Consider the following 12,777-nt stretch of genomic DNA (forward strand, 5'->3'; position numbering starts at 1 on the left):
TTAAATTGAAAACAAAATGTTACTTGTAAAGCTAACGTAACACCCTGAATTCTCCCTTATGCCGAGGGCTTATTTTGCGGCTCATCGGCGATGTCACCGGTATGCCGTCCCTCTTCCGTTCCTTGCCAGCCGTGACGCTGAACCAGCGATAAATGATTACGGTCTTCGTTGATAATGCCGGTCAGCATATCGCTGGTGCGCTTGAATACCGCCACCCGGGAAGCCGAGTCGTTTTCCGCCATCGCCACCATCTCTTCCACCATTTGCAGATTGAAACGGCGGAACAGATCGGCCCGTTCGCGGGCCTCGTAGGCGCCCAGGCCCAGCGCCTCCAGCGTCATGCGTCCGGACTTCAGCGCCGCTTCGAAGGTTTCACGCTCCGGCGCTTCGACCCCGGCCTGGCGCAGCTTGATGTAATGATCGACATCGCGGGCGCGGGAGATGATCTGCAGATGCGGGAAATGTTCTTTTGCCAGCTCCGCCAGCTGCAGGTTCGTCTGCGGATCGTCGATGGCGTTAATCAGCACTTCCGCCTTTTCCGCCCCCGCCGACTCCAGCAGGTCCACCCGCGTCGCATCGCCGTAGAACACCTTCATATCAAATTTACGCAGGGTGTCGACGTGGTCAGGATCGTGATCGAGAATCACCATCTTCACCCCGCTGGAGAGCAGTACGCGGCCGGCGATCTGCCCGTAACGACCAAAGCCGGCGATAATCACCCGCGGCTGCTCTTCGTCAATTTCATCGGCTTCGCGCTCCTGGCCGCTGGCGGATTTCTCCAGGCGGGTCAGCAGCACCAGCAGGATTGGCGTGGCCGCCATTGATAGCGCCACCGCGAGGGTCAGCGCCTTCGCCCATTCGCCGTCCAGGACATCGGCCATCTGCGCCGCGCCGAAGACCACAAAGGCGAATTCGCTCCCCTGCCCCAGCAGCACCGCAAACCAGCGGCGCTGGGCGCGCGGAACGCCTAACGGCCGGGCGATCAGCCACAGCATCAGGGATTTAATGACCAGGAATCCCACCAGCAGAATCAGGATCCGCAGCGGATGCGTCACCAGGGTACCGAAGTCGATAGACATCCCGACGCCGATAAAAAACAGCCCCAGCAGCAGGCCCTTAAACGGTTCAATATCGCTCTCCAGGGCGTGGCGGTACTCCGAGCTCGCCAGCAGCACGCCGGCGAGGAAGGCCCCCATCGCCATCGACAGCCCGACCTCTTCCAGCAGCAGCCCGAAGCCAAACACCAGGAACAGCGCCACGGCGCTGAAGACTTCACGCAGGCCGGAGCGCGCGACAAAACGCAGCATCGGCCGGGTCAGATAGCGTCCGAGCGCCACCACCAGCGCCAGCGCGCCCGCCACTTTCAGGGCCGAGAGCGCAAACGCGCCCAGCGTCGTCGAGCCGCCGCTCGCCGCCAGCAGCGGGATCATCGCCACCAGAGGAATGGCGGCGATATCCTGGAACAGCAGCACCGCAAAGGCGCTGCGGCCCAGCTGGGTAACCGTCAGGTTACGTTCGTTCATCGCCTGCATTGCGATCGCCGTTGAGGAGAGCGCCAGGGTCATACCAATCAGCTCGGCAACCTGCCAGCGCAGACCCAGCGACATGCAGAACAGGCCAATCAGCACGCCGCAGACGACCATCTGCAGCGCCCCGCCGCCGAACACCGAGGCGCGCAGTTTCCACAGCCGCTGGGGATCGAGCTCAAGACCGATAACGAAAAGCATCAGCACCACGCCGATTTCCGCAAAGTGCAGAATCGACTCGGCGTCGGTGACCAGCCGCAGCCCCCACGGGCCAATAATACAGCCGGCAATTAAGTAGCCAAGCACCGACCCCAGCCCAAGGCGTACGGCAATCGGCACGATCAGCGCGGCGGATCCTAAATAGATCAGCGCCTGTATCAGCGTATGGCTATCCATTATTGTGCGCCTCCTGCCATTCGATTAAACGTTGACGGTAGTGGCGCGCCTGCGCCTGAAGGGTTTCGTCATCGCAGATAAAAGTGCAATGCATCGCGAACGGCGGCAGCCATTTCATGCCGCAATACAGCGCGGTCGCCTGCAGCGGCTGCGCCAGGACGTCGAAACCGGGAAAGGAACCAATATCAAAGTGGCTTTCGCCGCCGCCGGTGGTCACCGCCCACATCAGCGATTTACCGCGCAGCGCGATACCGTTGTGCCCGTATGCCCAGCCGTGCGCCAGCACTTTGTCCATCCACAGCTTGAGCAGCGGCGGCACGCTGTACCACTGCATCGGATGCTGCCAGATGACCAGATCGGCACGGGCCAGCGCCGCCTGCTCGGCAGCGATATCGATATTGAAATCGGGGTAAAGTTGATAGAGAGAGCGTATCTCGACGCCGTCAAGCGTCCCTGCCTGCTCAAGCATCCGCTTATTCGCATGCGAGTGCTGCGGATAAGGGTGCGCATAAATTATGAGGATCATTGATTAGCCTGCGTTAGCTCTTGTTGTAATCAGCAAGAGTGTAGACAGTTAATCGAACCGCTTACAGTGATAAGTGTGATTTATCTCTCGTTCAGGGCGAGGATCGGTCAGGCAAGCGTGACCCCGCGGTACGGGGCCGTGGATAACGCTTAGTTATCCAGTTCGTCCATGGACTTAACCTGATCGCGATTGATCTGCTCGGTGCGGCCGGTTTCCGCGTTTTTGTAGGACACCAGGCCAGTGTCGTCATCCACCTGCGGTTTGCCATCGGTGACAATGGTTTTTCCGTCGGTCGTTTTTAGCGATTGATTAGATGAACAGCCGGCCACGGTGAACAGTGCGGCAGCGGCGAAGATAGCAGCGGTGAGGGGCTTGTTGTACATGGTGTTTCTCTCCCGTTATTAAGAGCCTATCCCATTAGGACTATTTCACTTGCCATTTTGGACCTGGGCAGTGCTCGAAATCCTCACGTACTACGTGTACGCTCCGGTTTCTCCGCGCTGTCCGTATCCAAACTGGCTGCGCCAATAACGCCCACTGGGATAGGCTCTAAGTCATATTAATTATCACCCTAACCACTTTAGGCTAGCTGACTGTCCGGCGAGAGAAAACCAGAACTCTCCGAAGTGGCCTGTTAACGCCGATCCCCCTGTTTTTGTTCGACGTTCAGCGCCGCGGGGAGCGTCACTTTATTCCGCCCAGGCTTATCGTCACGCAAAAAAAAGCGCCTCCGGCGTTGGCCACCGGAGGCGCTTTTACTGGCAGATGTGATTACTTTTTAATCTGCGCGTGCATTTCCTGCACCGAGGTCACTTTTTCCATCGCGTTGGCATTCAGCGCCATTGCGGTCGCGAAACCGCCGTTCAGCGTGGTGTCGTAGTGCACTTTGTACTGCAGGGCGCTGCGGCGAATCAGCTTGGAGTCTTCAATCGCCTGGCGGCCCGCGGTGGTGTTGATGATGTAGGTGTATTCGCCATTCTTGATGCGGTCCTGAATGTGCGGACGGCCTTCATGCACCTTGTTCACCAGACGTGGGTTGATGCCGGCTTCGCCCAGCACAATCGCGGTACCGTGGGTCGCATCCAGCTCGAAACCAAACTTCAGCAGTTTTGCCGCCAGATCCACCACGCGCTCTTTGTCGCCTTCGCGAACGGAGAGCAGCGCGCGCCCCTGTTTCTTCATCGTCGAGTTGCTGCCCAGCTGCGCCTTGGCGAACGCTTCCGCGAAGGTGCGGCCTACGCCCATGACTTCACCAGTAGAGCGCATTTCTGGCCCTAACAGCGGGTCGACGCCCGGGAATTTGTTAAACGGCAGCACCACCTCTTTCACCGAATAGTACGGTGGGATGATCTCTTTCGTGACGCCCTGCTGAGCCAGCGTTTTGCCCGCCATCACGCGCGCCGCGACTTTCGCCAGCGGTACGCCGGTGGCTTTCGAGACGAACGGGACGGTACGCGCCGCGCGCGGGTTGACTTCAATCAGGTAGACTTCGTTGTTTTTGACCGCAAACTGCACGTTCATCAGGCCGCGCACCTGCAGCTCAAAGGCCAGCTTCTGCACCTGCTCGCGCATCACGTCCTGAATTTCCTGGCTCAGGGTGTAGGCCGGCAGCGAACACGCGGAGTCGCCGGAGTGCACGCCCGCCTGCTCGATATGCTCCATGATGCCGCCAATCAGCACCATTTCGCCGTCGCAGATCGCATCGACGTCGACTTCAACCGCATCGTCAAGGAAGCGGTCCAGCAGCACCGGCGCATCGTTAGAGACGCTGACGGCGGTCTGGAAGTAGCGACGCAGGTCGATTTCGTCGTAGACGATTTCCATCGCGCGGCCGCCGAGAACGTAGGACGGACGCACCACCAGCGGGTAGCCAATCTCTTTCGCCTTTTCGACCGCCATTTCGATCGCGGTCACGGTGGCGTTCGCCGGCTGCTTCAGCTTCAGGCGGTCAACCGCGTGCTGGAAGCGCTCGCGGTCTTCCGCACGGTCGATGGCATCCGGGCTGGTGCCGATAACCGGCACGCCTGCCGCTTCCAGCGCGCGCGCCAGCTTCAGCGGCGTCTGGCCGCCGTACTGCACGATAACGCCTTTCGGCTTCTCAATGCGCACGATTTCCAGCACGTCTTCCAGCGTCACCGGCTCAAAGTAGAGGCGGTCGGAGGTGTCGTAGTCGGTAGAGACGGTTTCCGGGTTACAGTTGACCATAATGGTCTCGTAGCCGTCTTCGCGCAGCGCCAGGGAGGCATGGACGCAGCAGTAGTCGAACTCGATGCCCTGGCCGATACGGTTCGGGCCACCGCCGAGCACCATGATTTTGTCGCGGTCAACGGACGGGTTGGCTTCGCACTCGTCTTCATAAGTGGAGTACATGTAGGCGGTGTCGGTAGCGAATTCCGCCGCGCAGGTATCCACGCGCTTGTAGACCGGGTGCAGGTCATACTGGTCGCGCAGCTTGCGGATTTCCGCTTCGCGCACGCCAGCCAGCTTCGCCAGACGCGCATCGGCAAAGCCTTTACGCTTGAGCTGACGCAGGAAGTCGGCGTCGAGGCCGGTAATACCGACTTCAGCCACTTTCTCTTCCAGACGCACCAGCTCTTCAATCTGCACCAGGAACCAGCGGTCGATATTGGTCAGGTTGAACACGCCATCAACGGAGAGGCCCGCGCGGAAAGCGTCAGCGATGTACCAGATACGCTCAGCGCCCGCGTCTTTCAGCTCGCGGCGAATCTTGGTCAACGCTTCCGGGTCATCGAGGCTCACTTTCGGGTCGAAACCGGTAGCGCCCACTTCCAGGCCGCGCAGCGCTTTCTGCAGGGACTCCTGCTGGGTACGGCCAATCGCCATCACTTCGCCCACCGACTTCATCTGGGTGGTCAGACGGTCGTTCGCGCCGACGAATTTTTCAAAGTTGAAGCGTGGGATTTTGGTCACGACGTAGTCGATGGACGGCTCAAACGACGCCGGGGTGCGGCCGCCGGTGATATCGTTCATCAGCTCATCAAGGGTGTAACCAACCGCCAGCTTCGCCGCCACTTTAGCGATCGGGAAGCCGGTGGCTTTCGAGGCCAGCGCCGAGGAGCGGGAGACGCGCGGGTTCATTTCGATAACGATCAGGCGACCATCTTTCGGGTTCACCGAGAACTGAACGTTGGAACCGCCGGTCTCTACGCCGATTTCACGCAGTACCGCCATCGAGGCGTTACGCATGATTTGGTACTCTTTGTCGGTCAGGGTCTGCGCCGGCGCCACGGTGATGGAGTCGCCGGTGTGGATGCCCATCGCGTCGAAGTTTTCGATGGAGCAGACGATGATGCAGTTGTCGTTTTTATCACGCACCACTTCCATCTCGTACTCTTTCCAGCCGATCAGCGATTCATCAATCAGCAGCTCGTTGGTCGGCGAGAGATCCAGACCGCGTTCGCAGATCTCTTCGAACTCTTCGCGGTTGTAGGCGATACCGCCGCCGGTGCCGCCCATCGTAAAGGACGGACGGATGATGCACGGGAAGCCAACTTCAGCGGCAACCGCCAGCGCTTCTTCCATGGTATGCGCGATACCGGAACGCGCGGTATCGAGACCGATTTTCTTCATCGCCACGTCGAAACGGCGGCGGTCTTCGGCTTTATCAATCGCGTCGGCGGTCGCGCCAATCATGGTCACGCCGAACTCGGCCAGCACGCCCTGACGCTCCAGCTCCAGCGCGCAGTTCAGCGCCGTCTGGCCGCCCATGGTCGGCAGAACCGCATCCGGACGCTCTTTCTCAATGATCTTGCGCACCACTTCCCAGTGAATCGGCTCGATGTAGGTGGCATCAGCCATTTCCGGGTCGGTCATGATAGTGGCCGGGTTAGAGTTCACCAGAATAACGCGGTAGCCCTCTTCGCGCAGCGCTTTACACGCCTGGGCGCCGGAGTAGTCAAACTCGCACGCCTGACCGATAACAATCGGGCCCGCGCCCAGAATCAGGATGCTTTTTATATCTGTACGTTTTGGCATGGCTCTCTTAACTCCTGATTATTTCGCGGACTGACGGTACTGCTCAATTAATTCGATAAAATGGTCGAACAGCGGTGCGGCATCGTGCGGGCCGGGGCTCGCCTCCGGATGTCCCTGGAAGCTGAACGCCGGTTTATCGGTACGGTGAATCCCCTGCAGGGTGCCGTCGAACAGCGACTTGTGGGTCACGCGCAGGTGGGCGGGCATAGACGCCTCATCCACCGCAAAGCCGTGGTTCTGCGCGGTGATCATCACCACGTTATTATCAATATCTTTTACCGGATGGTTGCCGCCGTGGTGGCCGAACTTCATCTTCACGGTCTTCGCGCCGCTCGCCAGGGCCAGCAGCTGGTGGCCGAGGCAGATGCCGAATACCGGAATATCGGTCTCCAGGAACTTCTCAATCGCTGCGATAGCGTAGTCGCAGGGCGCCGGGTCGCCGGGACCGTTGGACAGGAAGATACCGTCCGGATTCATCTTCAGCACCTCTTCAGCGGAGGTCTTTGCCGGCACCACCGTCAGACGGCAGCCGCGATCGACCAGCATGCGCAGGATGTTGCGCTTGGCGCCGAAATCGTAGGCCACCACGTGGAACGGCAGCTCGCTTTCCGCTTTAGCTTCCGGCAGGTCGCCCGCCAGCGTCCAGCTCCCCTGCGTCCAGCTGTAGGTTTCTGCGGTGGTCACTTCCTTCGCCAGATCCATGCCGTTGAGGCCCGGGAAAGCTTTCGCTTTTTCCAGCGCCAGCTGCGCATCCGGGCTATCGCCGGCGATGATGCAGCCGTTCTGCGCGCCTTTTTCGCGCAGCAGGCGGGTCAGCTTACGGGTATCGATATCGGCAATCGCCACGATATTGTGGCGCTTCAGATAAGAAGAGAGGTCTTCGGTATTGCGGAAGTTGCTGGCAATCAGCGGCAGATCGCGAATGACCAGACCCTGCGCATGTACCTGAGAAGATTCTTCATCGGCGGCATTGGTGCCGACGTTGCCGATATGGGGATAAGTTAGAGTGACGATTTGGCGGGAATAGGAAGGATCAGTGAGGATTTCTTGATAACCGGTCATTGAAGTATTGAAAACGACTTCCCCAACCGCCGTGCCGGTAGCCCCAATGGCCCGACCGTGAAACTGGGTTCCGTCTTCCAGAACCAATAGCGCTGACTTAATCAAAACACCCTCCAGAGAATATCCACTCACTTTATTTGCATATTAATTCATAATGTAGATCTGAATCAATGCAAATCTGTTGCCCGCAGAATTTTGGCAAACGGCGGCATTCTGGAGAGATGGCGGGTAAAAGTCAACTTAAAGCGGATATTTTTAATCTTGTTTCAGGCAACTATTCAGCAATACCTGTCTTAACGGGCAAAAAGATCACCTAACTCGCCCGGGAAAACGCTTGCGGAGGAGGATGTTTGTAAAATCGCCGGGTAGGGATTGAAAAAGTAGACCATATGGTCAAAATTTACAATAAAACAACAAAAACAAGGCGGATAAGATAGTATTTTTCAGGCTTGGCGATAAAAAATCGGTTAAACGCCAAAAATAAAAAAGGGCAATAAAACATTGCCCCTTGCAATCAATTACTTATTGAAAGCAATAACCACATCACGATGGGTAATAATCGTTATAAAGAATTCAATTCAAGCACGTCACGCATATCAAAAAGACCGTTTTTCTTGCCTTTTAGCCATAAAGCGGAACGAACGGCACCATTTGCGAAAGTCATCCGACTGGAAGCCTTATGGCTGATTTCAATACGTTCGCCGATATCCGCAAACATCGCCGTATGTTCGCCGACGATATCCCCGGCGCGCACGGTCGCAAAGCCGATGGTGCCGGGAACGCGTTCGCCGGTATAGCCTTCGCGACTGTAGACCGCACACGCTTTCAGATCTTTATCCAGCGCTCCGGCAATCGCCTCGCCCATCGCCAGCGCCGTACCCGATGGCGCGTCGACTTTGTGACGATGATGCGCTTCGATAATCTCAATATCGGTATAGTCGCCCATCACCTTCGCCGCTTTTTCCAGCAGCTTAAGCATCACGTTGACGCCGACGCTGAAGTTGGCGGCAAACACGATGGCGATCTCCTGCGAAGCGTCGCGAATCGCCTGCTTCCCGGCGTCGTCAAAGCCGGTGGTGCCGATAACCATGCCTTTGCCGTGTTGATGGCAAAACGCAAGATGGGCCAGCGTGCCTTCCGGGCGGGTAAAATCGATGAAAACGTCAAAATCGTCTTTTACCGCCTCGAGGCTGCTTTGCACCACCACCCCTGACCTGCCCGCGCCCGCCAGCTCGCCCGCATCGCTGCCGAGCAGCGAGGAACCTTCGCGCTCCAGCGCCGCGCCAAGCGCCGCGCCGTCCATCTGTTGTACCGCCTGAATTAACTGGCGTCCCATCCGGCCGCCCGCGCCCGCGATGGCCACGCGGATTTGTGCATCATGCATAGCTATTCTCTTTTGTTAACACTACGTAAATTGTTTTCAGAGTAACCAGCTCATCGATGAGCCGCTACTCAAAAACACCGATAATTAGAAATTTATGACAAACTGCCGCCGATATCAGTAAAAACTATAAGATTGTGCCGGGAATTTGCCGTGGAGTAGTGAGAAGCGAGGAGCGCGCGCAGTCCGCAACCCCGGTCCGGCCCTGTATGGCCAATCCGGGGAATACGGCGACAGAAAAGCAGCGATTAGTGCAGGAACAGCTCGCCGGCCGGGAAACCGGACAGGAACCAGGTGACCGCCAGCAGGTCGGCGCTACCGCCCGGGCTAAGGTGGCGAATAATCAGCTCATCATCCAGCCGGCGCAGCGCCTCCAGCCCGCCGTCGGTCAGCACCCCGCCTTCCCACAGCAGCTTTTGCGCCTGCTGCTGAACAAAATTGAGCCCTTCCAGCCCGCCGCGCGACACCAGATTGGTATCGTCATTCCAGGCCATCAGGTGCAGCAGAGTCTGCAGTAACGCCAGATTGGTATCGCCGGTGTCCGCCATAACGCGATTGAAGACCGGCATCGCCTGGGTGCGCACGGTGCGAAAGCCGCTTTCCGCTTCGCCTCTGGCGCCGGAGAGCCCGTAGCGCAGGAAATGCCCTTCGCCTTTACTGACCTTCATTCCTTCAGGAGAGGAGAGCTCGCGCCCGACCAGGCCGCGGCAGAAGCGGGCCACCCGATCGCAAACCCGGTGCTGTTCAACCGGCTCCCCTCTGGCCACCAGCCTTCCCGCCGCCGCGCTGAGCAGGCCAAAAGCGAAGATCGCGCCGCGATGGGTATTCACCCCGCCGGTAGCCTCCAGCATATCCGTCTCGCACGCCATGCCCACCGGACGCAGCATCGTCAATACCTGCTCCGGCGTGATATTGGCCGTGTCGTGGCCCATAATGAAAAACTTCTCCATCCATGGCGCGACAGCCGCCGTGCTGGCCTCAAAAGAGGCCAGATCCATATCCCGATGCGCGCCGGCGTTACGAATATCCACCAGGCCCGGTTTCGGCGTCAGGCGGACTTCGGTCAGCAGCGCCCGTTCCACGCGAGAAACCATCTCCTCCGCCGTCACCGTTTGACGGCTCAACGGGCGACGCTGGCTTATCATCACTTCGCTCATGCCTTTCTCCTCAGCGCGTTTAACCGGCGCTTTTAACCTGATGAATGACATCAATCACTGACCCGTCGCGATAGCGCACCACGGCCACCACCCGATCGGTGAAGGCGATCGGGTCAGGCTTGCCGGTCAACAGTTCGGCGCGCTGCTGCAGCTCTTCAATGGTCAGCAGCGGGATACCCGCGTTACGCAGGTTATCAATCAGGTCCTGACGCGCCGGGTTGACGGCGATACCGTGATCGGTGACCAGCACATCCACGCTGGCGCCCGGCGTCACGCAAGTCAGCACCTTCTCCACCACGCACGGAATGCGCCCACGCACCAGCGGCGCGGTGATAATGGTTAAATCCGCGCCCGCCGCCGTATCGCTGTGGCCGCCGGACGCGCCGCGCAGCACGCCGTTGGAGCCGGTCATCACGTTAACGTTGAATCCGGTATCGATCTCCAGCGCGCTCAGCATCACCACGTTCAGGCGTTCGCAGGAGACGCCTTTCGAACCGGGATTGGCGTACTGATTAGCGGAAATTTCAATATGGTTAGGGTTATTGGCCAGCGAACGCGCGGCATCGCCGTCAAAAGACTGGGTATCCAGCAGCGCTTTGATCAGCCCCTTTTCGTGCAGATCGACCATCGTGCCGGTGATCCCGCCCAGACCAAAGCTGGCGGTAATGTTGTTACGACGCATCTTATCTTCGAGGAAACGGGTCACCGCCAGCGATGCGCCGCCGGTCCCCGTCTGCAAAGAGAAACCGTCTTTGAAATAGCCAGAGTGTTCGATCACCTTCGCCGCCTGGCGGGCGATCAGCAGTTCGCGCGGGTTGCTGGTCAAACGGATCGCCCCGGCGGTGATTTTCGCCGGATCGCCGACCTCATCGACCTGCACGATCAGATCCACCCGATCCTGGGCGATGCTGGCCGGATAGTTTGGATAATCTACCCACTCTTCGGTGAGCAGCACCACGCATCCGGCGACCTCGGCATCCACTCTGGCGTAGCCCAGCGATCCGCAGCGGGATTTACCGCTAAAGCCGTTGGCGTTGCCATATTCATCGCAGCACGGCACGCCGAGGAACGCCACATCAATGCATAGCTCACCGGTTTGCACTAAATGCGCCCTGCCGCCGTGAGAGTGGATTTGTACCGGGTTTTCCATCAGCCCGGCGGAGATCGCTTCGCCCAGCTTACCGCGCAGACCCGAGGTGTAAATCTGCCGGATCACGCCATTCTTAATATGCTCAATCAGCGGCCAGTGGGCATCGATAAGCGAGCTTGAAGCCAGCGTCAGATCGCGAAAACCCATCTCAGCCAGCTTCGCCACCACCATATTGACCACCTTGTCGCCGCCGCGGAAGGCGTGGTGAAAAGAGATGGTCATGCCGTTTTGCAGCCCGGAACGGCGAATCGCCTCCTCCAGCGAGGCGCAGATTTTACGCTGCCGCTTTTCGCTTTCGCTGGCCAGCCACGGGCTCTGCGCCGTCACGCCCGCATAGGGCGCTAATCCTTCCGGCATCACGTACTGCTGATTAAGCATTGCTACGGTCTCTTTCATTATTTACTCCTTAATCACGAATGCCGGAAGCCGACAGCGCCACGACTTTGCGCGCATGATCGATAATCGGTCCATCTATCATCTTGCCGTTCAGCGATACCACGCCCAGACCGCGCGCTTCCGCCTCTTCCGCCGCCGCGATCACCTCCCGCGCATGTTCAACGTCTTTCAGCGTGGGGGCATAAACCTGGTGCAGCAGCTCAATCTGGCGCGGGTTGACCAGCGATTTACCGTTAAAGCCGAGATTCTTCGCCAGATTCGCTTCCGCGAGGAACCCCTCTTCATTGTTAATATCCGACCACACCACGTCGTACGCCGCGATCCCGGCGACTCGCGCCGCGTGCAGCACCGCGCAGCGGGCGTAAAACAGCTCGGTGCCGTCGCCGCGGCTGGTGCCCATATCCATAACGTAATCGAAGGCCGCCAGCGCGATGGCCGACAGGCGCGGGCTGGCGCGAGCGATCTCTACCGCGTTCACTACGCCCAGCGCCGACTCTATCGCCGCCATTAATTTCGTGCTGCCCACTTCCCGGCCGCATTCGCGCTCAATCCGCTCGACCTGCGCTTCCAGCTCATGGATATCTTCTTTGCTATCGGTTTTCGGCAGGCGCACCATATCGACGCCCGCGCGCACCACCGCCTCAAGGTCGGCGAGACCAAACGGCGTGCTGAGCGGGTTAATGCGCACCACGGTTTCCACGTCCCGGTAGAGCGGATGCTGTAGCGCATGATGCACCAGCAGGCGGGCGGTATCTTTTTCACGGAGCGAGACGGCATCTTCGAGATCGAACATCACCGCGTCAGCGCCGTAAACAAATGAGGTGCTTAACATCGCGGCGTTGGCGCCGGGGATAAACAGCATACTGCGACGAGGTTTCATAGCTGACTCCAGTGCGGTTGAGATTGTTGCGCCGCGCGCAGCGCCGCGGCCTGAACGCGAGCCTTCAGTACGCATTCGAGCGCGCCTTTATCATCGACGACGACGTTCGCCCGGGTAACGCCAAGCTGCGTCAGCGTCTCTCTGACCACCCGCTCAATCGCCGCGCCAAACTGCAGCTTCACAATGCTGTCGATTTCAAGCTGAATACCTGGCTCATTCGCAGGCCCGATCCTGACCATCACATCGCTGGATTCCAGCGTGCCGGCCAGGGCGTCAATCATCATTTCCATAGAGGCTGATCCTTAGT

At 58.9% G+C, this 12,777-nt stretch carries 10 protein-coding genes; all 10 read right to left on the bottom strand.

Annotated features, from left to right (window positions below; translation table 11 throughout):
* Positions 1 to 56 precede the first annotated feature (56 nt).
* On the bottom strand, positions 57 to 1,922 hold the full coding sequence (kefC, locus tag JLG71_RS23560; protein ID WP_116280268.1) for a glutathione-regulated potassium-efflux system protein KefC: 1,866 nt from the start codon (positions 1,920 to 1,922) through the stop codon (positions 57 to 59).
* Positions 1,915 to 2,448, bottom strand: a complete 534-nt coding sequence (gene kefF, locus JLG71_RS23565) for a glutathione-regulated potassium-efflux system oxidoreductase KefF (RefSeq protein ID WP_004098522.1) — start codon at positions 2,446 to 2,448, stop codon at positions 1,915 to 1,917. The genes kefC and kefF overlap by 8 nt, the downstream gene beginning before the upstream one ends.
* 149 nt (positions 2,449 to 2,597) lie before the next feature.
* Positions 2,598 to 2,831 (bottom strand): YgdI/YgdR family lipoprotein, encoded by a 234-nt coding sequence (locus JLG71_RS23570; protein ID WP_004108236.1) that lies wholly within the window; start codon positions 2,829 to 2,831, stop codon positions 2,598 to 2,600.
* Between the two features lie 388 nt (positions 2,832 to 3,219).
* Positions 3,220 to 6,444 (bottom strand): carbamoyl-phosphate synthase large subunit, encoded by a 3,225-nt coding sequence (gene carB, locus JLG71_RS23575; protein WP_014837385.1) that lies wholly within the window; start codon positions 6,442 to 6,444, stop codon positions 3,220 to 3,222.
* Between the two features lie 18 nt (positions 6,445 to 6,462).
* Positions 6,463 to 7,611, bottom strand: a complete 1,149-nt coding sequence (gene carA, locus JLG71_RS23580; protein ID WP_014837384.1) for a glutamine-hydrolyzing carbamoyl-phosphate synthase small subunit — start codon at positions 7,609 to 7,611, stop codon at positions 6,463 to 6,465.
* Positions 7,612 to 8,068: 457 nt separating this feature from the next.
* The gene (gene dapB / locus JLG71_RS23585) at positions 8,069 to 8,890 is read right to left on the bottom strand and encodes a 4-hydroxy-tetrahydrodipicolinate reductase (protein WP_200913849.1); all 822 of its coding nucleotides are present in this window, start codon (positions 8,888 to 8,890) and stop codon (positions 8,069 to 8,071) included.
* Positions 8,891 to 9,135: 245 nt separating this feature from the next.
* A complete protein-coding gene (citG, locus tag JLG71_RS23590; protein ID WP_369815508.1) occupies positions 9,136 to 9,981 on the bottom strand; it encodes a triphosphoribosyl-dephospho-CoA synthase CitG in 846 nt (281 codons plus the stop codon).
* A gap of 82 nt (positions 9,982 to 10,063) precedes the next feature.
* On the bottom strand, positions 10,064 to 11,590 hold the full coding sequence (gene citF / locus JLG71_RS23595) for a citrate lyase subunit alpha (RefSeq protein ID WP_200913850.1): 1,527 nt from the start codon (positions 11,588 to 11,590) through the stop codon (positions 10,064 to 10,066).
* A 10-nt stretch (positions 11,591 to 11,600) separates the two neighbouring features.
* On the bottom strand, positions 11,601 to 12,470 hold the full coding sequence (gene citE, locus JLG71_RS23600; protein WP_025106468.1) for a citrate (pro-3S)-lyase subunit beta: 870 nt from the start codon (positions 12,468 to 12,470) through the stop codon (positions 11,601 to 11,603).
* Positions 12,467 to 12,760 carry a citrate lyase acyl carrier protein gene (gene citD / locus JLG71_RS23605; RefSeq protein ID WP_064358608.1) on the bottom strand — a complete coding sequence of 98 codons (294 nt, stop codon included), beginning with the start codon at positions 12,758 to 12,760 and terminating at the stop codon, positions 12,467 to 12,469. Before citD ends, citE begins: the two co-directional genes overlap by 4 nt.
* Positions 12,761 to 12,777: the final 17 nt, after the last annotated feature.

It is taken from the genome of Klebsiella michiganensis (genome assembly GCF_015139575.1).
Lineage (GTDB): Bacteria > Pseudomonadota > Gammaproteobacteria > Enterobacterales > Enterobacteriaceae > Klebsiella > Klebsiella michiganensis.

Excerpts from the sequence above, each read along its gene's own strand:
- citD (WP_064358608.1), bottom strand. The coding sequence starts at position 12,760 with ATGGAAATGATGATTGACGCCCTGGCCGGCACGCTGGAATCCAGCGAT.
- JLG71_RS23570 (WP_004108236.1), bottom strand. The coding sequence starts at position 2,831 with ATGTACAACAAGCCCCTCACCGCTGCTATCTTCGCCGCTGCCGCACTG.
- citF (WP_200913850.1), bottom strand. The coding sequence starts at position 11,590 with ATGAAAGAGACCGTAGCAATGCTTAATCAGCAGTACGTGATGCCGGAA.
- citE (WP_025106468.1), bottom strand. The coding sequence starts at position 12,470 with ATGAAACCTCGTCGCAGTATGCTGTTTATCCCCGGCGCCAACGCCGCG.
- dapB (WP_200913849.1), bottom strand. The coding sequence starts at position 8,890 with ATGCATGATGCACAAATCCGCGTGGCCATCGCGGGCGCGGGCGGCCGG.
- kefC (WP_116280268.1), bottom strand. The coding sequence starts at position 1,922 with ATGGATAGCCATACGCTGATACAGGCGCTGATCTATTTAGGATCCGCC.
- citG (WP_369815508.1), bottom strand. The coding sequence starts at position 9,981 with ATGGTTTCTCGCGTGGAACGGGCGCTGCTGACCGAAGTCCGCCTGACG.
- carB (WP_014837385.1), bottom strand. The coding sequence starts at position 6,444 with ATGCCAAAACGTACAGATATAAAAAGCATCCTGATTCTGGGCGCGGGC.
- kefF (WP_004098522.1), bottom strand. The coding sequence starts at position 2,448 with ATGATCCTCATAATTTATGCGCACCCTTATCCGCAGCACTCGCATGCG.